Annotated in this window: 21 protein-coding genes and 1 tRNA gene; 11 read left to right on the forward strand and 11 right to left on the reverse strand. The window is 66.9% G+C overall.

The features are described 5' to 3' along the window. The first annotated feature begins 128 nt into the window (after window positions 1-128). Window positions 129-485, forward strand: a complete 357-nt coding sequence (locus LCM15_RS21625; protein WP_224859896.1) for a DMT family transporter — start codon at window positions 129-131, stop codon at window positions 483-485. Window positions 486-1175: 690 nt separating this feature from the next. Here the strand turns inward: LCM15_RS21625 and LCM15_RS21630 are convergent. The 4 genes from LCM15_RS21630 to LCM15_RS21645 form a co-directional block, all read right to left on the reverse strand. Then, window positions 1176-1252, reverse strand: a tRNA-Arg gene (locus LCM15_RS21630). A gap of 72 nt (window positions 1253-1324) precedes the next feature. Beyond that, window positions 1325-2707, reverse strand: coding sequence for a sensor histidine kinase (locus tag LCM15_RS21635; RefSeq protein ID WP_224859897.1), 1383 nt, complete (start codon window positions 2705-2707; stop codon window positions 1325-1327). Between the two features lie 20 nt (window positions 2708-2727). Further along, complete coding sequence (locus tag LCM15_RS21640; protein ID WP_224859898.1) at window positions 2728-4134, reverse strand: dihydrolipoyl dehydrogenase family protein; 1407 nt, start codon at window positions 4132-4134, stop codon at window positions 2728-2730. 12 nt (window positions 4135-4146) lie between these two features. Further along, window positions 4147-4869, reverse strand: a complete 723-nt coding sequence (locus LCM15_RS21645; protein ID WP_318246076.1) for a TVP38/TMEM64 family protein — start codon at window positions 4867-4869, stop codon at window positions 4147-4149. Window positions 4870-5165: 296 nt separating this feature from the next. On the opposite strand from LCM15_RS21645, the gene rpmH reads away from it, so the two are divergent. The 3 genes from rpmH (at window position 5166) to yidD (ending at window position 6040) form a co-directional block, all read left to right on the forward strand. Then, on the forward strand, window positions 5166-5300 hold the full coding sequence (gene rpmH / locus LCM15_RS21650; RefSeq protein WP_007796915.1) for a 50S ribosomal protein L34: 135 nt from the start codon (window positions 5166-5168) through the stop codon (window positions 5298-5300). Window positions 5301-5429: 129 nt separating this feature from the next. After that, window positions 5430-5807, forward strand: a complete 378-nt coding sequence (gene rnpA, locus LCM15_RS21655; protein WP_224859900.1) for a ribonuclease P protein component — start codon at window positions 5430-5432, stop codon at window positions 5805-5807. Continuing rightward, window positions 5804-6040, forward strand: a complete 237-nt coding sequence (gene yidD / locus LCM15_RS21660) for a membrane protein insertion efficiency factor YidD (protein WP_224859901.1) — start codon at window positions 5804-5806, stop codon at window positions 6038-6040. Before rnpA ends, yidD begins: the two co-directional genes overlap by 4 nt. Before the next feature lie 4 nt (window positions 6041-6044). On the opposite strand, the gene LCM15_RS21665 is transcribed toward yidD, so the two are convergent. After that, on the reverse strand, window positions 6045-6581 hold the full coding sequence (locus LCM15_RS21665) for a superoxide dismutase family protein (protein WP_224859902.1): 537 nt from the start codon (window positions 6579-6581) through the stop codon (window positions 6045-6047). Between the two features lie 101 nt (window positions 6582-6682). Between LCM15_RS21665 and ttcA the strand changes: the two genes are divergently transcribed. The 7 genes from ttcA (at window position 6683) to LCM15_RS21700 (ending at window position 14249) form a co-directional block, all read left to right on the forward strand. Beyond that, window positions 6683-7567 carry a tRNA 2-thiocytidine(32) synthetase TtcA gene (gene ttcA, locus LCM15_RS21670; protein ID WP_224859926.1) on the forward strand — a complete coding sequence of 295 codons (885 nt, stop codon included), beginning with the start codon at window positions 6683-6685 and terminating at the stop codon, window positions 7565-7567. A 62-nt stretch (window positions 7568-7629) separates the two neighbouring features. Beyond that, window positions 7630-9177 (forward strand): bifunctional diguanylate cyclase/phosphodiesterase, encoded by a 1548-nt coding sequence (locus LCM15_RS21675; RefSeq protein WP_224859903.1) that lies wholly within the window; start codon window positions 7630-7632, stop codon window positions 9175-9177. A gap of 121 nt (window positions 9178-9298) precedes the next feature. Then, complete coding sequence (yidC, locus tag LCM15_RS21680) at window positions 9299-11134, forward strand: membrane protein insertase YidC (RefSeq protein WP_224859904.1); 1836 nt, start codon at window positions 9299-9301, stop codon at window positions 11132-11134. After that, entirely contained in the window at window positions 11131-11871 is a 741-nt protein-coding gene (locus LCM15_RS21685) for an MOSC domain-containing protein (RefSeq protein ID WP_224859905.1), read from the forward strand. The genes yidC and LCM15_RS21685 overlap by 4 nt, the downstream gene beginning before the upstream one ends. Further along, entirely contained in the window at window positions 11868-12521 is a 654-nt protein-coding gene (gene yihA / locus LCM15_RS21690) for a ribosome biogenesis GTP-binding protein YihA/YsxC (RefSeq protein WP_224859906.1), read from the forward strand. Before LCM15_RS21685 ends, yihA begins: the two co-directional genes overlap by 4 nt. A gap of 134 nt (window positions 12522-12655) precedes the next feature. Further along, window positions 12656-13549, forward strand: coding sequence for an acetylglutamate kinase (gene argB, locus LCM15_RS21695; RefSeq protein WP_224859907.1), 894 nt, complete (start codon window positions 12656-12658; stop codon window positions 13547-13549). Window positions 13550-13748: 199 nt separating this feature from the next. Then, on the forward strand, window positions 13749-14249 hold the full coding sequence (locus LCM15_RS21700; protein WP_224859908.1) for a SixA phosphatase family protein: 501 nt from the start codon (window positions 13749-13751) through the stop codon (window positions 14247-14249). A 21-nt stretch (window positions 14250-14270) separates the two neighbouring features. Here LCM15_RS21700 and LCM15_RS21705 read toward each other — a convergent pair whose 3' ends face one another. Genes LCM15_RS21705 through LCM15_RS21730 form a run of 6 tightly spaced genes read right to left on the reverse strand, consistent with a single transcriptional unit; the run spans window position 14271 to window position 20308 of the window. Next, complete coding sequence (locus LCM15_RS21705) at window positions 14271-14660, reverse strand: Na+/H+ antiporter subunit G (protein ID WP_224859909.1); 390 nt, start codon at window positions 14658-14660, stop codon at window positions 14271-14273. Between the two features lie 10 nt (window positions 14661-14670). Continuing rightward, window positions 14671-14940 carry a K+/H+ antiporter subunit F gene (locus tag LCM15_RS21710; RefSeq protein ID WP_224859927.1) on the reverse strand — a complete coding sequence of 90 codons (270 nt, stop codon included), beginning with the start codon at window positions 14938-14940 and terminating at the stop codon, window positions 14671-14673. Beyond that, window positions 14940-15431: a Na+/H+ antiporter subunit E gene (locus tag LCM15_RS21715; RefSeq protein ID WP_224859910.1), complete on the reverse strand. Its 492-nt coding sequence runs from the start codon at window positions 15429-15431 to the stop codon at window positions 14940-14942. Before LCM15_RS21715 ends, LCM15_RS21710 begins: the two co-directional genes overlap by 1 nt. Window positions 15432-15433: 2 nt before the next feature. Beyond that, entirely contained in the window at window positions 15434-17077 is a 1644-nt protein-coding gene (locus tag LCM15_RS21720) for a monovalent cation/H+ antiporter subunit D (RefSeq protein WP_224859911.1), read from the reverse strand. Next, window positions 17074-17421, reverse strand: coding sequence for a Na+/H+ antiporter subunit C (locus LCM15_RS21725; RefSeq protein WP_224859912.1), 348 nt, complete (start codon window positions 17419-17421; stop codon window positions 17074-17076). Before LCM15_RS21725 ends, LCM15_RS21720 begins: the two co-directional genes overlap by 4 nt. Window position 17422: 1 nt before the next feature. Beyond that, window positions 17423-20308, reverse strand: coding sequence for a monovalent cation/H+ antiporter subunit A (locus LCM15_RS21730; protein WP_224859913.1), 2886 nt, complete (start codon window positions 20306-20308; stop codon window positions 17423-17425). Window positions 20309-20321 lie beyond the last annotated feature (13 nt).

The following is a 20321-nucleotide window of genomic DNA, read 5'->3' on the forward strand; positions in this document are numbered from 1 at the left end:
TCGAGATGTTCTACAACCCGAAGCGCAAACACGCCCGGAACGGAATGCTGTCGCCGGTCGACTTCGAGCGGCAGCAAAAACTGAGATACGAAGGCGTCTAAGAAACGCGGGGCTATTCAGGCAGTCGCATGTCTTCGGCCGCGCTCACGGCTGTACAGGCCGCGACGGTCGCGGCGCTCACCGGGGCGATGCTTTGGGTGCAATCGGGCTCAGGGGGGCTTTTTGTCCGGGCTGACCTTGCGGCATGGGGCGCGGTGGCCTTCCTGTCGCTCTTCTGCACCATCGGCGCCTTCTACGTCCAAAACGCCGCGGTGCGCCGCACCAGCCCCACGCGGGTGAGCTTACTCATGGGCACGGAGCCGCTCTTTGGCTTTGCCCTCGCCTGGATGCTTCTTTCTGAACCTGCGACCTTATCGGCATTTCTCGGCGCCGCGCTCATCGTTTCGGGGACTTTCCTTGGCCTTTGGGTCGAAAGGCTCCGCTGACGCTCGCAGAGCTTGAAAAGCATAGATCCCAATCGCAACGCGACCGGATCCGTTTTGCCTGTGGCCTGCCCCTTACCTTGGCCTGAGCGAGTATGCCGCGCCATGCCCTGGGTGCCTGTCTCGGTGACGCCGCGCTGCATCACCTGCCACCTCGGCACGCGGCAGGGTTGGGCCGATAGTGACGGACATGCCGATCGCGGAGCCACGACGCGGTACGGCAATTACCTGCGCAGAGCCGTCGCTCAGCGGCTCGCAGGCTGTGGCTGCAGCGAACGGCAGAAACGTCCGCGGTGCGGACCTTTCGACTATCGCAATGGTTCGCAAGCGCAGCGAACGGCTGCTTCGACGGGCCGCGCAGCTCGGCCAGCAGCTTTTCGAACCGGCGGGCGCGGACTCACGGGTCGTTCTTCCGGTTTGCGTGCCCCTCTCCGCGGGTCGGAACAGCACGGACGATGCCGGCTCGAATGCGGCATACGGCACAGTCAGCGACAATTAAGGAAAGGTGGTTGCGGTGATGACAGGGAGGCGCTTGTCTAGCGAGACGCCCAAGATCAACCGAAGCCAATAATATCCTGACTTCACGATCGTGATCTCACCTGGGAAACGCCATTCCGCATCAGTAGATCCGGTCTGTGGGGTCAGGCACCTGACATGAAAGTCGGTTTTGCCTGAAACCCCACATCCGAAAACTGGCGGACCGAGGAGGATTCGAACCCCCGACCCCTTGATTCGTAGTCAAGTACTCTATCCAGCTGAGCTATCGGTCCGTGGAGGCGGGGTTTAGACTTACCTGCGAAGATGCGCAAGGGGGTCCAGAATGTTTTTCAAAGAAATTTCCGCTACCCCATTTCGCCCATCGGCAGGCGGATCTCGAAACAGGTGCCGCCCTCGTCCGAGCGCGCCAGTTGCAGGCTGCCGCCGTGATTGCGCACCAGCTCGGCGACGATGGCAAGGCCAAGCCCGGCCCCGCCCTTTCGCACGCCGCCCTGAAACGGCTGGAACAGATGTTCCCGCGCCTTGGGAGGCAGACCGGGGCCGGTATCGGTCACCTCGATAACCCATTCGGTATCGCCCGCCCAGGCGGCCACGCTGATCTCGCCGGGCTGGCCGGTTCCGGTGATCGCCTGCCGCGCATTGCGCACCAGATTGCCGATCACCCGGTAGATCTGTTCGGGATCGCCGCGAATCTGCATCGTGGCGGGGATATCCTCGGACAGGCTCACGTCATGCTCGTCGATCGCCAGACGCTCGGCCTCGAGCACTTCGTTCACCAGCTCCGCGAGGTTGAACTGGGTCAGCACCGGCGCAGGCTCCTCGGCGCGCCCGAAGGCGAGCGTGTTCTCGCAGAGCGACACCGCGCGGGTGATCGAGCCCACCAGCTTCGGAGCCATGCGCTTGACCGAGGGGTCCTCGGACATCTCGATGCGGTCGGTGAAGAGCTGCGCCGAGGTCAGGATGTTGCGCAGGTCGTGGCTGACCCGCGCCACCGCGCCGCCAAGCTGGGCGAGCCGTTCCTTCTGCCGCAGGCTCGCGGCCAGCTGGGTCTGCAGCGACTGCAGCGCCTCCTCGGCTTCGCGCAGCTCCGTCACGCTGGCCGATGGCTTGATGATCCGGCGCGCATCCTCGGGCGCCTCGGCAAAGCGGATCATGTGACCCACCACGCCCTTGATCGGGCGCACAAGCAGCCGTCGCACAGCGAGAAACAGCAGCAGCGCGGTGATCACCGAGATCACCGCCGAAAGCAGCAGGATGCGCACGCCGTACTCCAGCATGGCGCTGCGCAGCGGTCCGGCCTCCATGGTGATCTCGATGAGCTGGCCGGCCTGCTGGGAGGGGTAGCCGAGCACCCGAATGATCTCGGGCTCGGGATTCGCCAGCCGCGAAAGTGCGTCATGCATGAGCACGACCGGTCCGGCTTCGCGCAGGTCAAAGCTCTCGGCCACGGCTGCGGGAACCGGAGAGGACAGGATCAGCTCGCGGGTGGCGTTGCGCTGCAGGGCCACGTTGTAGACGCCGGCATTGGCGAGTAGTTCCCGCTCGAGATCGGGGTCGAGCATATCGTCCGCGAGCAGCGCCAGAGAGGCGATCTGCGCGCGCTCCAGCCGGTCGGTCAGATAGTCGGCCCGGAAGCGGGCCACGGAGGGGACGAAGATCAACACCTCGGCCAGCATCACGAACACGGTCGTGAGGATCAGGAAGCGGCCAGAAAGTGAGTTGAGCATGAAGAGTACTGCTTGTCCCGTCAGGGCAGCCAGCGCTGCACCAGTCCTACAATTCTTTTCACTGTTTCGTTTTCAAACAGACGGGGAGAGAAATAGGTTCCCGCGACGCGTTTGTTAAGCTCCGCGATGGTGGGATAGGGCACAACCATCCCTGCAATCGCGCTCATCTTGAGCTTCGAGTTGATCGCCAGCGACCATAGCCCGATGAGCTCGCCCGCCTGCGCGCCCGCGATCGAGGCCCCCACCGGGCGCCCCCGGACCACCATCACCTTGAGCAGGCCGGTGGTCTGGCGCTGCGCGATGGCCCGGTCGTTGTGCTGGTAGGGCAGCCGGACGACCTCGAGCGCATCGCCATGTTCGAGCCGCGCTTCGGCCTCGGTCAGGCCGACCTGCGCCAGCTCGGGCGCGGTATAGGTGGCGCGCGGGAGGATCTGGGGCTTCACCCTGATCGGCAGACCGAACAGCGCGTTCCGCACGACGAGCCCGCCGTGATAGCCCGCCACGTGGGTGAATTGCGGCCCACCGGCGGCATCGCCGATGGCATAGACCCGGCGATTCGTGGTGCGCAGCCCCGCGTCGACCTTGATGCCGGTCTTGGTGGTCTCGATTCCCGCCTTCTTGAGGCCGAGCCCCTCGACGTTCGCCTTGCGCCCGACCGCGACCAGCAGATGCGAGCCGTGCACCGCGCCATCGACGGTCTCGACGGTGATGGCCCCTGCCCTGCCGCTCACGCGCTGCGCCTGCACGCTTTCGAGGATCTCGACCCCCTCGGCCCGCAGGCGTTCGAGCACAATGGCGGCCATCTCGGGGTCTTCCCGGCCAAGCGCGGTCTGCGCCTCGATCACCGTCACCCGGCTGCCAAGCCGGCGATGCGCCTGCGCCATCTCGAGCCCGATGGGGCCGCCGCCGATGATCACGAGATGCTCGGGCTGCTCGCGCAGTTGCCAGAGCGTTTCATTGGTGAGGTAAGGCACCTCCGACAGGCCGGAAATCGGCGGCACGAAGGGCGAGGACCCGGTGGCCAGCACGATGCGCCGGGCCGAGATCACATGCGCGCCCGCCTGCACCTCGGTGGCCGAGATGAACCGGCCATGCTCGCGGATCACCGTGACCCCAAGGCTCTCGAAGCGCTCCTGGCTGTCCATCGGCTCGATTCGCGAGATGGTTTCGGCCACGTGCGCTTGCGCCGCGGCATAGTCGACTTGCGGCGTCACGCTGGCCACGCCGAAGGGCGCGGCATGGGTCATCGACGAGGCGCGCGCGGCGCTGGCGATCAGCGCCTTCGAGGGCACGCAGCCGTAGTTCAGGCAGTCCCCGCCCATCTCACCGCGCTCGAGCAGCACGACCGAAGCGCCCATCTGCGCCGCGCCTGCCGCCACTGAGAGCCCGCCGGAGCCGGCGCCAATCACCAGAAGATCCGTTTTCATGCGTCTATTTCCTCAAATCTCGGTCTTGCCGCGCACCGCCTTGACCACCATCGGCAACGCCGCCAGCACCGCGAGCCCCAGCAACGGCAGGATGACATGCGGCGCCCAGAGCAGGCTCAGGTCGGGCGCCTCGCCGCGGTCGAACACCTCGCCAACGCCGACCCCGATCGAGGTGAAGACCAGCGCGCCGGGGATGATTCCCAGCACCGTGGTCAGCACGAAGTTGCGGAACCGCACGCCGACCAGCGCTGGTAGCAGGTTGGCCACGAAGAACGGCACCACCGGCACCAGCCGCAGCAGGAACATCACGCTGATCTCGTTCTCGCGCAGCCGGTCGCGCAGCTTCGAGAGCTTGCCCTCCGAGGCGTCCACCTTCTCCGACAGCGCGGCGCCAAGCCCGGCCCGGGCGGCTAGGAAGATCAGCACCGCGCCCACGGTGGCGGCCAGCACGTTGAGCACGGTGCCGGCGGCAAGCCCGAACAGGAACCCGCCGGTGACCGAGGCCACCGCGGCACCGGGCAGCGAGAAGGCGACGATGGCGACGTAGGCCAGCACGAATCCCCCCGCGATCAGCAGGTAATGCTGGTCGCGCAGCGCCAGCAGCGCCTCGCGATTATCGCTCAGCGTGTCGAAGCTGAGGTAATCCCGCAGCGTGAAGAAGCCGGTGACGGCGACGATCAGGATGATCGCCAGCGGCAGGTGGCGGGTCAGGCTGCGCTTCGGCGTCTCGGCCATGTCAGCCCCTCGGGTATGGTGCGTGTCGCTCATGGTATCCAAGATGCGTCAGGCGGTCGCATCGCAACAGCCCTCTCACGGCGCCTTGATCGGCGGTGACGGAAAACCGGGCCTTTTGACCCGTCTACGCCGAAACTGTAACATACCGAGGGACGGCGCCCTGCCCCGCACCGGAATGTTGCAGTCCTGCGAGATAGAGGTTTGACACGCGCCCCTCACCTCCCTATAGGACGGGCTTCGAATGACATGGCCCGGCGAATCCGTCTTGGGCTTCCCGAGAAACGGAGTAAAGCGCGATGAAACGCACCTTTCAGCCGTCGAACCTGGTTCGCAAGCGCCGTCACGGCTTCCGCGCCCGCATGGCGACCAAGGCTGGCCGTCAGATTCTGAATGCGCGCCGTGCCCGCGGCCGCAAGAAGCTGAGCGCCTGAGTCGCACGCTTCGCCTTGGCGAAGCGGGACGCATGGATCGACAGAAAAGCCGCTTTGGATGCGTCCGAAGCGGCTTTTCGTCGTTGTCTGTCGGCTCTAAGTTGACGGCAGGGATCTGAGGGCAGTGGAATGAGCGAAGACACTTCGGACAGCACCGAGAAGGCGCGGCTCGAAACCCTGTGCAAGCGGCCCGAGTTCCTCGCGGCCGCCCGCGCCCGGCGTCAGCCGGCCAACGCGATGCTGGTGCAGGCGCGCGAGCGCGGCGACGGCTCCGACACGGTGCGCGTTGGGTTCACCTGTTCCAAGAAGGTCGGCAACGCCGTTGCCCGCAACCGCGCCAAGCGCCGGATGCGCGAGGTGGCCCGGCTCACGCTGCCGACGCAGGGCGTTCCGGGTTGGGATTACGTGCTGATTGGCCGCCGCGACGCCACCGCCGAACGCCCCTTCGAGTTGCTGATCAAGGATCTGGAATACGCCCTGCGCAAGATCCACGGCCCGTCCAGATGAGCCCGCTGGCCCATGTCGTGGCCCTGCCCGTCCGGGCCTACCGCCTGATCTTCTCGCCTTGGGTGGGGCATGCCTGCCGTTTTCAGCCGACCTGTTCGGCCTACGCCATGGAGGCGCTCGAGATGCATGGCGCCCTCAAGGGCAGCTGGCTCGCCGCACGTCGCATCCTGCGCTGCCACCCGTGGGGCGGCTCGGGGATCGACAACGTCCCCGAACCGCGAAAGCGCGACTAGCGCCTCAGGACGCAGCCTCGACCACGCCGCAGGCGATGCGCGAGCCCGCACCGGCGTCTTTGCCGTAGCTGTCGGGACCCTCATGGATGATGAAGGCCGAGCCGTCCTCGTCGAGGATCGGCGCGGTGTCGCCGTTAAGGGTCAGCGCGGTGCTCGTCATCTCTGCCCGGACAGCGCCGTCCGCCGTCGCGTAGACGTTCGGCAGGTCGCCCGGATGCGGCGCCTCGCCGGTGAGCAGGCCATGGCCCTTGTCGTCCGGGGCATAGTGATCGCCAGCCGAGGAGAAATCCGAGGCCGAGCAGTCGCCGGTCTCGTGCAGGTGGAAGCCATGCCAGCCTTCCGGGACCCCGTCGGCCTCGACATGGATCAGGACGCCCTCGGCGGTTTCGTAGAGCTCGGCCATGCCGACGGTGGCGCCTTCGGCGTCCTTGAGCATGGCCACGGCGGCGGGCGACTGGCCGCCCATGGCTTCTTGGGCGTGGGCGCCCGCGGCGAAGCCGGTGGCGGTGACCGCTGCGAGAAGCAGGGATGCGGTTTTCATGGGGATCCTCCTTGGCTGATCTCCCCCACAACGCCGGCCCCGCCTGCGGCGTTCCCGCAGAGCTCTTGCCTGAAGCGCATTCCCCGCGTATCTGCCAGCCCATGTTCGATGAAGCCGACGATATTCACCCGCTGTTCTACGGCGCTCCCAAGAGCACCGAGTTCAAGAAGCTGCGCAAGCGCATCGTGCAGAACGCGCGCGAGGCGGTGGAGCAATACGGCATGGTCGAACGCCGCGAAGACGGCAGCGTGCCGAAATGGCTGGTCTGCCTGTCCGGCGGCAAGGACAGCTACACCCTGCTCGCGGTGCTGCACGAGCTGAAATGGCGCGGCCTGCTGCCCGTCGAGCTTCTGGCCTGCAACCTCGATCAGGGCCAGCCGGGTTTCCCGGCGACGGTGCTGCCCAAGTTCCTCGAGGACATGCAGGTGCCGCACCGCATCGAGTATCAGGACACCTATTCGATCGTCGTCGACAAGGTGCCGCAGGGCCGCACCTTCTGCGCGCTGTGCTCGCGGCTACGCCGGGGCAACCTGTACCGAATCGCCCGCGAGGAGGGGTGCTCGGCGGTGGTGCTGGGCCATCACCGCGACGACATTCTCGAGACGTTCTTCATGAACCTGTTCCACGGCGGGCGGCTCGCCACCATGCCGCCGAAGCTGGTCAACGAAGAGGGCGACCTCTTCGTCTGTCGCCCGCTGGCGCACGTGGCCGAGGTCGATTGCGAAAAGTTCGCCCGGGCGATGAACTACCCGATCATTCCCTGCGACCTCTGCGGCAGCCAGGACGGGCTGCAGCGCCAGCAGGTGAAGCAGATCCTCGACCAGTGGGAAAAGAACAGCCCCGGCCGCCGGCAGGTGATGTTCCGCTCGCTGATGAATATCCGGCCCTCGCACATGCTCGACCCCAAGCTCTTCGATTTCGCCGGGCTGATGCGGGATGCGGCGGGCAAAAGCGCCGACGAGTCCGATATTCCCGATCTGCGTTAAGCCCCCGGTCACATCGGTGCGCTAGTCCTGCTTCCGCCAACCACGGCAAGAGGGAGGCTGGCATGGGACAGATGCTCCGCGCCGCACTGATGCGACATCCCGCGCAGATTGCGCGGTGGCTTCACGGCACCCACATGCTGGCTTTCCTGCCGGCGGGCGCGCTGGTTGGCTTCTGGATCGGCGGCGAGGTGCTGCTGGTCGTCCTCGCGATTGGGATGCCCCTCGCCTATGTGCTGGCCGGGCAGGCCGATCACGATACGCTCGACCCCGACCGCCCCCTGCCCGACCTCATCGACCTTCCCACCGCCACGGCCCTCGCCGACCAGATCCTCGCCCGCGCCACCGCCGCCAAGCTCGGAACCGCCTGCCTCCTTGTGGAGGCCGAGGGGCTCGATGCCATCCGCCGCCGTGCCGGCGACACCGTCGCGCAAGAGCTGCAGGACAGCGTGCTGCAACGGCTCCGCGCCCAGTTGCGCCGGGGGGACCGGGTGGCGCGGATCGGGGACTCGCGCTTCGTGGTGCTGCTCTCGCCCTCGCTGCGCCTTGATCTCGACGCGCTGCTGCTGATGTCCTACCGGATGCAGCGCGCCCTCGAGGAACCGGCCGAGACCGAGGGCGGGACGCATTTCCTCTCGGTCGCCATCGGCTTTTGCGCCTCCTCGCGCCTGCGCGGCGACGGCGGCGGTGCCCAGCTGCTCGACGCCGCCGCCACCGCCCTGACCGAGGCTTTGGCCCATGGCCCCTCGGCGGTACGCGCCTGGTCCGAAAGCATGCGGGTGCAGCGCCACGCCCGAAAGACCCTGCTCGAAGAGGCCGAGCGCGCGCTCGCCAAGGGGCAGATCCGGCCGTGGTTCCAGCCCCAGCTCTGCACCTCGACCGGGGCGATCAGCGGCGTCGAGGTGCTGGCCCGCTGGCTGCACCCGGACCGCGGCATCGTCTCGCCGGACGACTTCCTGACCGCGCTCGAAGATGCCGGCCATCTCGACCGGCTGAGCGAGGTGATGCTCGATGCCAGCCTCTCCGCGCTGCGCCAGTGGGACGAGGCGGGGATCGCCATCCCCCGCGTCAGCGTCAACTTCTCCGATACCGAGCTGCGCAATCCCCGGCTGGTCACCCGGCTCAAATGGGATCTCGACCGCTTCGGCCTGCCGGCCTCGCGCCTCGGGGTCGAGGTGCTGGAGACGGTGATCGCCGACGCGCCGGAAGGCGTGGTCGCGCGCAACATCACGGCACTGTCGCAGCTCGGCTGCCAGATCGACCTCGACGATTTCGGCACCGGACACGCCTCGATCACGGCGCTGCGCCGGTTCGCCGTGCACCGGCTCAAGATCGACCGCAGCTTCGTCACCCGGGTCGACCGTGACGAGGACCAGCGCCGGATGCTGGCCGCCGTGCTCGGCCTCGCCGACCGGCTTGGCCTCGAGACCGTGGCCGAAGGCGTCGAAAGCGTGGCCGAGCACACGCTGCTGGCCCAGCTCGGCTGCGATCACGTGCAGGGCTTCGGCATCGCCCGCCCGATGCCCGCCGACCAGCTCGCCGACTGGGCCCGCGGTTATGCCGAGCGGGTCGCGAAGGCGCAGAACATCGGACGCAGCGCCGGCACCCGCTAGCCTTGGCACCGCTGCGTATCCGGTCACAAAACCCGCCCCACACCCGGAATCGGCTTGACCTTTGGGGGTCCTGCCTGTTGAACCCGGCGTGACTTTTCCAAGGACAGGGCGGCGCCTTCGCATGGACGATCAGAACAAGAACCTGCTCATTGCAACCGGTCTGAGCTTCGTGGTGATCCTCGTCTGGTTCCTGCTCTTCCCCCCGCCGGAAGAGCAGCTGCAGGACCAGGCCGGCCCGAACGCCGTCGAGACCGTCGAGAGCGACACCGCCGCGACGCCCTCCACCGCCCCTTCGGCGACAACCGGCAGCGGTGACAGCCCCGCGGCGCCTGCCGAGGCCGAAACCGTCGACGCCCCGCGCGTGGCGATCGACACCGCCCGCCTCGGCGGCTCGATCTCGCTTGCCGGCGGCCGCATCGACGAGCTGATCCTGAAGGACTACACCACCACGCTCGACGAGGACTCGCCCAATGTGCAGATCTTCGCGCCCGTGGGCGGCGACAACCCCTATTACGCGCTCTATGGCTGGGCCCCGGGCTCGGGCCTCGGGCTCGACGACGTGCCGGGTGCCAACACCGCGTGGGAGCTCGAGAGCGGCGACACCCTGAGCGTTGACAGCCCCGTGACCCTGCGCTGGGACAGCCCGGCCGGCCTCGTGTTCCGCCGCACCATCGCGATCGACGAGAACTTCATGTTCTCGGTCACCCAATCGGTCGAGAATGCCGGCGACGGCACCGTCTCGGCCGCGCCCTACGGCATCATCGCCCGTCACGGCGAACCTGCGGACCTGAAGAACTTCTTCGTCCTGCACGAGGGCGTCGTGTCCATCGCCGACGGCAAGCTGTCCGAGATCGGCTATTCCGACATGCCCGACATGGACGTGAACCGGAACGAGGGCGCCCGCGCCGAGGTCACGCAGGTGACCGAGAACGGCTGGATCGGCTTCACCGACCACTACTGGATGACCACGCTGATCCCGCAGCAGGGGGCGCCGTTCAAGCAGGCCGCCAAATATGACGAGCGTCGCGACATCTACCAGACGGAGGCGGTGCTGCCGACCCTGACGCTCGCCCCCGGCGAGACCCAGGAGGTCACCACCCAGCTCTTTGCCGGTGCCAAGGAATACGAGACCATCCGCGACTACGAGGATGACGGTGTCGTGCGCTTCATCGACTCGATCGACTGGGGCTGGTTCTTCTTCCTGACCAAGCCGATCTTCTGGCTGCTGCACCAGATCCACCTGCTGATCGGCAACATGGGCTGGTCGATCATCGGCCTGACCGTGATCATCAAGGCGATCCTGTTCCCGCTGGCCTACAAATCCTACGTCTCCATGGCGAAGATGAAAGAGCTTCAGCCCGAAATGGAGAAGCTCAAGGAGAAGGCCGGAGACGACCGCCAGAAGCTCCAGCAGGAGATGATGGCGCTCTACAAGAAGGAAAAGGTCAACCCGGCCTCGGGCTGCCTGCCGATCCTGCTGCAGATCCCGATCTTCTTCTCGCTCTACAAGGTGATCTTCGTGGCCTTCGAGCTGCGCCAGGCGCCTTGGTTCGGCCCGTTCCAAGATCTGTCCACGCCGGACCCGACCTCGCTGTTCAACCTGTTCGGCCTGCTGCCCTGGGCGGCCCCGGCCCCCGGCACCACGCTGGCGCTCGTGTTCATCGGCATCCTGCCGCTGCTGCTCGGCATCTCGATGTGGCTGCAGCAGAAACTGAACCCGGCGCCCGCCGACCCGACCCAGAAGATGATCTTTGCCTGGATGCCGTGGGTCTTCATGTTCATGCTCGGCGGGTTCGCCAGCGGTCTGGTGGTCTACTGGATCACCAACAACACGATCACCTTCACGCAGCAGTACCTGATCATGCGCAGCCAGGGCTACAAGCCCGACGTGTTCGGCAACATCGTCTCGAGCTTCAAGCGCAAGCCCAAGGCCGGCGGCGACGCCAAGGGCAAATGACCGCAAGGCTCGCCCAGATCGCGCGCTACCCGATCAAGGGGATCGGCAACGAACCCCTTGAGACGGTGATCCTCGACGCAAACGCGCCCATGCCCGGAGACCGGGCATGGGCGCTTCGGCACGAGAGCGCCCCGGAAGAGCTCGGCTGGTTGCCGCGCAAGAACTTCCTGGTGGTCGCCACCGGCCCGGCGCTCGCCCCGATCCGGGCCCGCACCGAGACCGACGGCCGCATCGCGCTCTCGCACCCCGACCGGCCCGACATCGCCATCGCGCCGGGGCGCGACGGCCCGGAGCTGATCGACTGGGTGCGCCCTCTCTGGCCCGACACCGCGCCAGCGCCGCGCCTGCTGGTGCCGGCCCCGCCGCAGGGCATGGCGGACAATGGCCGGGCAGAGCTCGCGATCGTCAGCCTCGCCAGCCTGCGCGCCCTCGAAGAGCGCATCGGCCAGCCGCTGCAGATCGGGCGCTTCCGCGGCAACCTGATCCTCGACGGGCTCGCCCCCTGGGCCGAGTTCGACTGGGTCGGCCAGCGCTTGCAGATCGGCGATGTCGAGCTCGAGGTGACCGAGCGTATCACCCGCTGCCGTGCCACCGAGGCCAGCCCCGAAACCGGCCAGCGCGACGCCGAACCGGTGCGCGCGCTGCACGGCGGCTGGGGGCACCGCGATTTCGGGGTCTATGCGCGGGTCACGAAGGGCGGCATGATCGCCACAGGCAACGAGGTTACCCTGATATGACATCGCTCCCCTTCCCGCTCGCCGAAGAGCCCGAAGACGACGCCCGCGAGGCCGCGCGCAAGCTGTTCGCCGGCGAGGTCGAGTTCCTCAAGGGCGTGGTCGGCATGGACGGCCTGCCGCCCGACGACCGGGTCGAGGTCTGCTTCGCCGGCCGCTCCAATGTCGGCAAGTCGAGCCTGATCAACGCGCTCACCGGCCGCAAGGGAATTGCGCGGGCGTCAAACACACCGGGCCGCACGCAGGAGATCAACTTCTTCACGCTGGGCGAGGAGCGCTACCTCGTCGACCTGCCAGGCTACGGCTTTGCCAACGCCCCGGTGGCGGTGGTCGAGAAGTGGCAGCGGCTGCTGAAACAGTATCTCTCGGGGCGGGTCTCGCTGCGACGGGCCTTCGTGCTGATCGACGCGCGCCACGGCGTCAAACCCGTCGACGAAGAGATCATGACCCTGCTCGACCGCTCGGCAGTGACCTTTCAGGCGGTGCTGACCAAGGCCGACAAGGTCAAGGAGAAGGACCGAGAGAAGGTTCTGGCCCAAGTGCGCGAGAAGCTTGCCAAGCACCCGGCGGCGTTTCCCGAGTTGGTGCTGACCAGTTCCGAGAAAGGCGACGGCATCGCCCTTCTGCGCGCCATCATCGCAGGGCTCGACTGAGAAAACTCTTCGCAGAAGAGTTTTTGCCCGCCCGCCGCGCACAGAGATTTTTCGTACGAAAAATCTTGCGTCCCGCGCGGTCATCCCGGACACAGGAAGGCAGATCGACCGCATCGGAAGGATGCCTTCTAGACATGAAGCAGCAAAAGATGAACCGAGACTGGATCGCCACAGCCCGCACGCTCAACGAAGCCCTCCCCTACATGCAGCGCTATACCGGCGCCGTGGTGGTAGTGAAATTCGGCGGCAACGCCATGGGCGATGACGAGGCCATGGCCGAGTTCGCCCGCGACATCGTTCTGATGCGGCAGGTGGGCGTGAACCCGGTGGTGGTGCATGGCGGCGGTCCGATGATCAACGACATGCTCAAGCGGCTCGACATCGAGAGCCGCTTCGTGCGCGGCAAGCGGGTCACCGACAAGGCCACGGTCGAGGTCGTCGAGATGGTCCTCACCGGACTTGTGAACAAGCGCATCGTGCAGGCCATCATGGACGAGGGCGGCCGCGCCGTCGGGCTCTCTGGCAAGGACGACGACCTCATCGTCTGCGAGCCCGACGATCCCGAGCTGGGCTTCGTCGGCCGGCCGATCGAGATGAACGTGCAGGTCCTGCGCGACCTCTTCGCCGCCGGGATCATCCCGGTCGTGGCGCCCGTGGCCACCGGCACCAAGGTCACAGAGACCTACAACGTCAACGGCGACACCGCCGCGGGCGCCATCGCCGGGGCGCTCAAGGCCGACCGCCTGCTGCTGCTCACCGATGTCTCGGGCGTCAAGAACGCCGCCGGAGAGGTCGTCACCGCGATGACCCCCGAGGACGTGCGCGCCATGACCGCCGATGGCACCATTGCCGGCGGCATGATCCCCAAGACCGAGACCGCGCTGAAGGCGATCGAGGACGGCGTGCGCGCCGTGGTGATCCTCGACGGCCGGGTGCCCAATGCCTGCCTTCTCGAGCTCTTCACTGAGCATGGCGCGGGTTCTCTGATCCGCTCCGCCGAGCGCGCGCCGGTGCCTCCGCGCGAGTGACCCGCGCGGTGCCGGCCGGTGCCAGCGCGTCAGTATCCGCCTGCTCCACGCGGCGCCGAGACGCTCGAGCCGGCCCGCCGTCGCGGAGCCCCCGGACGGTCGACCAACAGGCGCCTTTTCACATCGCCCTCTTCATGGGACACTGCCTGATGTGGCCCGGCCCGATTAGCCACCGGCGTCACAACAACGGAGGACGCGGATGAAACGACTGATCCTCATGCGACATGCCAAGTCGGACTGGTCGACTGGCGGCGCCGATCATCAGCGCCCGCTCAACAGCCGCGGCCGCGCCAGTGCCAAGGTCCTCGGGGACTGGCTGCGCGCGCAGGCGCTGATGCCGGATCAGGCGCTCTGCTCGAGCGCCACGCGCACCCGCGAAACTCTCGATCTGCTGGAGCTGGACGTCGAGACCCGGCACGAGGACCGGCTCTATCACGCCGGCCCCGTGGCGCTGCAGAAATTCCTCTCGGAGGCCACCGGCGGGACGGTGCTCATGGTCGGCCACAACCCCGGCATCGCCGCGTTCGCCGCGGAACTGATGGCCGAGCCGCCGCGCCATCCCCGCTTCGCCGACTACCCCACCGGAGCGACGCTGGTGGCCGAGTTCGAGATCGACGACTGGTCCGAGCTCGAGGCAGCCACGGGCACCGCCACCGGCTTCGTCATCCCGCGCGAGCTGCTCGAGGAAAGCGGCGCCTGAGCAGGCGAGGCCGGATCGGCCTCACTTTTCCTCTTCGGTCATTTCCGGCGGATGATCGTAAAGCGCCCAGCCGTAATCGCGGCCCGATTCCGGCAGGTCCTTCCGGCGGATCTTGTCCTGCATGTAGGTCTTGGCGATGAAGTTCGCCGTGATCGGCGCGGTCAGGAAGAGGAACAGCGTGATCAGCAGTTCATGGAACGAGAGCTGGTCCTCGAAGAACAGAAAGTAGAGCATCGAGCCGATCAGCGCGCCGCCGACGCCCACGGTGGAGGCCTTCGTCGGCGCGTGCAGCCGCTGCAGGGTGTCCTTCAGCCGGATCAGGCCAATCGAGCCCACCAGCGCGAAGAAGCCTCCGACGACGAGGAAGAAGGCCACCAGAAGCTCGGCCAGCAGAGACAGGTCTTGGTCCATCGGGTCCTCCTCACTCGATGATGTCGCCGCGCAGCACGAAGCGGCACAGGGCAACGGTTGAGACGAAGCCGACCATGGCGATCAGCATCGAGGCCTCGAAATAGAGCGCGGTGCCCTGCGAGATGCCGTAGAGCACGATCAGCGCGATGAAGTTGATCACCATGGTGTCGAGCGCGAGGATGCGGTCGGCCTGGGTCGGCCCCACCAACATGCGCCACATGGTGGACAGAAGGCCAAAGCCGAAACAGGCAAAGGCAAAGATCAGGGCGTAGGTGACGATCATCGGAAGATCTCCATCAGGCGGCGCTCGTAGCGGGACTTGATCTCGTCCCGGACGGCGTCCGGGTCATCGGTGTCGAGCGCGTGCACCAGCAGGCTGCCGCCATCGGCGGCCAGCGTCGCCGACACGGTGCCCGGCGTCATGGTGATGGTGCCCGCAAGCACGGTGATCGCCTCGGGCGAGCGCAGCTCGAGCGGCACCACGACCCATTGCGAGCGGATCTTGTCGTGGCGCTTGAAGAGCACGATCATCGCGACCTCGAAATTGGCCACGATGATGTCCCAGAGCACCACCAGCGCATACTCCACCGCCATCAGCGGTGCGCGCAGGGAGGGGCGGTTGGGCCAGTAAGGTGCAGTCATTACCGGGATAACGATGCCGAACACCACGCCGAGGAACACGTTGCCGGACGTGATCTTGTTGACCAGCATGAGCCAGACGAGCACCAGCGTCAAAGACAGGATCGGGTGCGGAAAGATGCGTCGCAACATGGTCAGTGACCCTCCTCTGACGGCGTGCCGGCCTCGGCGCCGCTCTCGTCATAGCCCTTTGCCGCGGCCTCCTCGTCGCCATGTGACTTCGACGAGGGGTCCTTGGTGCCCTCCTGGTCGGCCAGCACCGCGGTGACGTAGGCGCTGGGATCGAAGAGCTGCTCGGCGGTCGCCTCCATGTGGCGCGACACCGGCCCGGCAAAGATCGTCAGCGCCGCAAGCGAGGCAAGCGCAAGAACGCTCGGCGCGGCCAGCATCGGCCCGATGGTGTTGGCGGGCGGACGTTCTTCCTCCGGTGCAGGCTCCGGGCCGGCGAACGCGGCCGAGGTCGATTTCCAGAACAGCAGGCTTCCGGCGCGGGCAAAGCCCACGATGGTCAGCAGCGAGCCCACCAGCACCACCGCCCAGATCAGCCAGGTGTAATCGGCCACCCGCACCGCATCGAGCACCAGAAGCTTGCCGAGAAAGCCGCTCAGCGGCGGCATCCCGGCGATGCCGATGGCGGCGGCAAAGAACAGCGCCGCGAGGAATCCGTTCTGCACCGTGGCCGGCGCCGCCCTGAGAAGGTCGCCGCTCTCGCGCCGGGCCAGCAGCAGATCGGCGACGAGGAACAGCGCCGCCGTCGCCATGGTCGAGTGCAGCAGGTAGTAGAGCGCCGCCGTCGCCGCGTAGGGCGTGAAGGCCGAAACCGCCAGCATCAGCGTGCCGGTCGAGCCCAGAACGGCGAAGGCGATCAGCGGCATGAGACGTCGCGACCCCAGCACGCCGAGCCCGCCGATCGCCACGGTGATCAGCGCCGCCGGCATCAGCCAGTCCTGTGACAGGCTGCCGATGGCGTCGGCATCGGGCCCGAAGACCACGGTGTGCATCCGCAGGATGGCGTAAGCACCCACCTTGGTCATGATGGCGAACAGCGCCGCCACCGGGGCGGGGGCGTTGGCATAGGTGCCCGGCAGCCAGAACTGCACCGGGAACATCGCCGCCTTCACCGCGAAGACGATCATCAGCAGCATCGCCGCAACCCGCACCAGCGCGGCTTCCTCGACCGGGATCTCGCGCACCTTCACCGATAGGTCGGCGATGTTGAGCGTGCCGGTGGTGGCGTAAAGCGTGCCGAGCGCGATCAGGAACAGGCTCGACCCGGCAAGGTTCATGATGACGTATTGCAGGCCCGATTTCAGCCGTGCCTTGCCGCCGCTGTGGATCGCCAGCCCGTAGGACGCGATGAGCAGGATCTCGAACAGGACGAAGAGGTTGAAGGCGTCGCCGGTCAGGAAGGCGCCGCAGATGCCCATCAGCTGGAACTGCATCAGGGCGTGGAAATGCCGCCCCCTTGTGTCCCAGCCGCTCGCGGCGGAGTGCATCAGCACGATTAGCCCGAGCACCGAGGTCAGCAGGATGAGCAGCGCCGACAGCCGGTCGAGCACCAGCACGATGCCGAAGGGCGCGGGCCATGAGCCGAGGCGGTAGACATGCACGCTGCCATCGGCCGAGAGCATGAACAGCCCGGCGGCGATGGCGGTGAGCATCACCGCCCCGGCCAGCGAGGCGGCGCGCTGCAGGGTGATGTCGTGGCGCATGACAAAGGCGATGATCGGCGCGAGAAGCGCCGGCAGCACCACGGGGGCGATGATCCAGTGATTCACGCGTCGCCCTCCCCGTTCGCGTCCTCGGTGACGTCGACCCGGTCGTCGCCCGACTCGAGCGCCGAGCCCAGCGCGATCAGCACCAGCACCGCGGTCATGCCGAAGGAGATCACGATCGCCGTCAGCACCAGCGCCTGCGGCAGCGGGTCGGAATAGGCCGTCGCCGCGTCATCGAGCACGGGCGGCACGCCCACGGCGAGACGGCCGGTGGCGAAGAGGAAGACGTTGACCGCATAGGTCAGCAGCGTGAGCCCGAGGATGACGGGGAAGGCCCGCAGCCGAAGGAGCAGGTAGACCCCCGCGGCGGTCAGGCCGCCAATCGTGGTTGCCACGACAAGTTCCATGTTATGCGTCGTCCTTCTTGTCGGCCTCGATCGCGGCATCGACGCGCCGCGACGGGTCGTAGTCCATCGGCTCGAGGTTCACCGTCTCGCCGGCATAGCGCGCCATCCGCGACAAGCTGTAGAGCATCAGCATCACCGCCCCGAGCACCGTCAGGAACACGCCCAGATCGAACAGCATGGCGGTGGCCAGCTCGAACTCCTCGAACGGCGGAATGGTGAAATAGCCAAACGCACTGGTCAGGAACGGCGCGCCGGCCAGCCAGGCGCCCGCGCCGGTCAGCCCGGCGATGATGACGCCCCAGCCGATCATCGCGTGGTACTCGAACCGCTTGCGCTCCTGCGTCCAGGCAAAGCCCGAGGCCATGTACTGCATCAAGAGCGCAATCGAGATCACCAGTCCCGCGACGAAGCCGCCGCCGGGCATGTTGTGGCCGCGCAGGAAGATGTAGACGCCCACCAGCGCCGCGATCGGCATCATCACCCGGGTCGCCACCACCATCATCAGCGGATGGCGGTCGCGCGAGCGGTCCGGCGGGAAGGTCCAGTTGCGCAGGCGGCGCGAGGCCGGCCCGTTGAGCAACGCCTCCATCAACGCATAGAGCGTCAGCCCCGCGATGCCGAGCACCACGATCTCGCCGTAGGTGTCGTAGCCCCGGAAGTCGACGAGGATCACGTTCACCACGTTGGTGCCGCCGCCACCCTTGTAGGAGTTGGCGAGGTGGTAGTCCGAGATTGGGCTCATGTCGGTGAGCAGGAAGCTGTAGGCCAGCGCCGCGACCGCCGCGCCGGCGATCACCGCGATGACGCCATCGCGAATGCGCATCGACAGCGGGCTCTCGAGCGGCGTGTACTTGGGCAGGAAATGCAGTGCCAGCAGCATCAGCATCACCGTCACCGTATCGACCGAGATCTGCGTCATCGCGAGATCCGGCGCCGAGAGATAGACGAAGCCCGCCGAGACCATCAGGCCGACCACGCTTACGAGGATCAGGGTGCGGAAGCGGTTGCGGTGGGCAAACACCGTGGCCAGCGTCGCCAGCATGGTCAGCACGAAGCCCACACCCACCAGCGGCGGAACGGGAAGCATCTCGCGGGTCTGTTCGGGCAATCCGCCGCCCTGGAAGGCCGCGAAGCCCAGCAGTACGGTGGCCACCACGAAAATCGACAGATAGCGCGAGATGGCGCCGTTATGCGTGCCCTCGATCAGCCAGCGCGTGCCCAGCACGGTGCCCGCCACGACCCGGTCGAACATCGCCTTGGCCTCGGGCCGCGGCGTGCGGATCCAGGCCTTGTCGAGCGGACGGTGCAGCCAGAGCAGCACGGCCCCGCCAAGCACCGCGGCGATCGACATGAACAGCGCCGGGTTCACCCCGTGCCAGAGCTTGAGCGAGTAATACGGCAGCTCTCCGCCGCCGATCACCGCCGTGCTCGCCGCCGCCACGATCGGGCCTGCGATCAGCGAGGGCGCGAGACCGATGGCAACCACGAGCACCGCGAGGAAGCCCGGCGCCAGCAGCATCCCGGTGGGCGGATCGTGCGGGTGATGCGGGTAGTCGTCGCGTACCGGGCCGAAAAAGGTGTGGCCGATGAAGCGGAAGGAATAGGCCACCGAGAACAGCGCGCCGACGGTGGCAAGGATGATGATCGGCCACTTGCCGCCCCACCAGTCGGTGTGCGCCACTTCCTCGAGCATCATCTCCTTCGACATGAAGCCGTTGAGCGGCGGGATGCCCGCCATCGACAGCGCCGCGACCACGGCGATCAGCGCCGTGGCCGGCATCAGGCTGGCCAGCCCGCCGAGGCGCTTGATGTCGCGGGTGTGGGTCTCGTGGTCGACGATACCCGCGCTCATGAAAAGCGCCGCCTTGAAGGTCAGGTGGTTGATGATGTGGAACACCGCCACCACCGCCGCGAGCTTGGTGCCGAGGCCCAGCAGCATGGTCAGCAGGCCGAGGTGGCTGACCGTCGAGAAGGCGAGCAGCGCCTTGAGGTCGTCCTTGAAGAGCGCGATCAGCGCGCCGATCACCATGGTGATCAGGCCCACGGTCGAGACGATGTAGAACCATTCGTCGGTGCCCGCGAGCACCGGCCACATGCGCGCCATCAGGAACACGCCGGCCTTCACCATGGTGGCCGAGTGCAGGTAGGCCGAGACCGGTGTCGGCGCCGCCATCGCGTGCGGCAGCCAGAAATGGAACGGGAACTGCGCCGACTTGGTAAAGGCGCCGAGCAGGATGAGGATCAGCGCCGGCAGGTAGTACTCCGAGGCGCGGATCTCGTCGCCGTGCTGCAGGATCACCGAAAGATCGTAGCTGCCGACGATATTGCCGAGGATCAGCATCCCCGCGATCATCGCAAGCCCCCCGGCCCCCGTCACGGTGAGCGCCATGCGGGCGCCCTGCCGGCCCTCGGGCAGGTGCTTCCAGTAGCCGATCAGCAGGAAGGACGACAGCGAGGTCAGCTCCCAGAACACCAGCAACAGCAGGATGTTGTCCGACACCGAAATGCCGAGCATCGCGCCCTGAAACAGCAGCAGATAGGTGTAGAACTGCCCCATCGGATCCTCGCCCGACAGGTAGAACCGAGCGTAGAGCGTGATCAGCAGCCCCATGCCGAGGATCATCCCGGCAAACAGCAGCCCCAGCCCGTCGAGGAAGAAGTTGGCGTTCAGGCCAAGCGCCGGAAGCCACTCGATCTTGGCGGTGACGGTGCCGCCCGCCATGATCTCCGGCGCGAGAATCCCGAGGAAGATCAGCGCCAGAAGTGTCGGAACCGCGGTGAACATGGCACACGCGTCGCGCCCCGCACGGATCATCAACCCCGGCACCAAGGCGCCGATAAAGGGCAACATCACCATGACGGCCAAAAGTCCGCTGCCTGAAACCATCCCTGTTCCTTCG

Source organism: Salipiger bermudensis, from assembly GCF_020171625.1.
Taxonomy (GTDB): Bacteria; Pseudomonadota; Alphaproteobacteria; order Rhodobacterales; family Rhodobacteraceae; genus Salipiger; species Salipiger bermudensis_B.

Excerpts from the sequence above, each read along its gene's own strand:
- LCM15_RS21625 (WP_224859896.1), top strand. The coding sequence starts at position 129 with ATGTCTTCGGCCGCGCTCACGGCTGTACAGGCCGCGACGGTCGCGGCG.
- LCM15_RS21635 (WP_224859897.1), bottom strand. The coding sequence starts at position 2,707 with ATGCTCAACTCACTTTCTGGCCGCTTCCTGATCCTCACGACCGTGTTC.
- LCM15_RS21640 (WP_224859898.1), bottom strand. The coding sequence starts at position 4,134 with ATGAAAACGGATCTTCTGGTGATTGGCGCCGGCTCCGGCGGGCTCTCA.
- LCM15_RS21645 (WP_318246076.1), bottom strand. The coding sequence starts at position 4,869 with ATGGCCGAGACGCCGAAGCGCAGCCTGACCCGCCACCTGCCGCTGGCG.
- rpmH (WP_007796915.1), top strand. The coding sequence starts at position 5,166 with ATGAAACGCACCTTTCAGCCGTCGAACCTGGTTCGCAAGCGCCGTCAC.
- rnpA (WP_224859900.1), top strand. The coding sequence starts at position 5,430 with ATGAGCGAAGACACTTCGGACAGCACCGAGAAGGCGCGGCTCGAAACC.
- yidD (WP_224859901.1), top strand. The coding sequence starts at position 5,804 with ATGAGCCCGCTGGCCCATGTCGTGGCCCTGCCCGTCCGGGCCTACCGC.
- LCM15_RS21665 (WP_224859902.1), bottom strand. The coding sequence starts at position 6,581 with ATGAAAACCGCATCCCTGCTTCTCGCAGCGGTCACCGCCACCGGCTTC.
- ttcA (WP_224859926.1), top strand. The coding sequence starts at position 6,683 with ATGTTCGATGAAGCCGACGATATTCACCCGCTGTTCTACGGCGCTCCC.
- LCM15_RS21675 (WP_224859903.1), top strand. The coding sequence starts at position 7,630 with ATGGGACAGATGCTCCGCGCCGCACTGATGCGACATCCCGCGCAGATT.
- yidC (WP_224859904.1), top strand. The coding sequence starts at position 9,299 with ATGGACGATCAGAACAAGAACCTGCTCATTGCAACCGGTCTGAGCTTC.
- LCM15_RS21685 (WP_224859905.1), top strand. The coding sequence starts at position 11,131 with ATGACCGCAAGGCTCGCCCAGATCGCGCGCTACCCGATCAAGGGGATC.
- yihA (WP_224859906.1), top strand. The coding sequence starts at position 11,868 with ATGACATCGCTCCCCTTCCCGCTCGCCGAAGAGCCCGAAGACGACGCC.
- argB (WP_224859907.1), top strand. The coding sequence starts at position 12,656 with ATGAAGCAGCAAAAGATGAACCGAGACTGGATCGCCACAGCCCGCACG.
- LCM15_RS21700 (WP_224859908.1), top strand. The coding sequence starts at position 13,749 with ATGAAACGACTGATCCTCATGCGACATGCCAAGTCGGACTGGTCGACT.
- LCM15_RS21705 (WP_224859909.1), bottom strand. The coding sequence starts at position 14,660 with ATGGACCAAGACCTGTCTCTGCTGGCCGAGCTTCTGGTGGCCTTCTTC.
- LCM15_RS21715 (WP_224859910.1), bottom strand. The coding sequence starts at position 15,431 with ATGTTGCGACGCATCTTTCCGCACCCGATCCTGTCTTTGACGCTGGTG.
- LCM15_RS21725 (WP_224859912.1), bottom strand. The coding sequence starts at position 17,421 with ATGGAACTTGTCGTGGCAACCACGATTGGCGGCCTGACCGCCGCGGGG.
- LCM15_RS21730 (WP_224859913.1), bottom strand. The coding sequence starts at position 20,308 with ATGGTTTCAGGCAGCGGACTTTTGGCCGTCATGGTGATGTTGCCCTTT.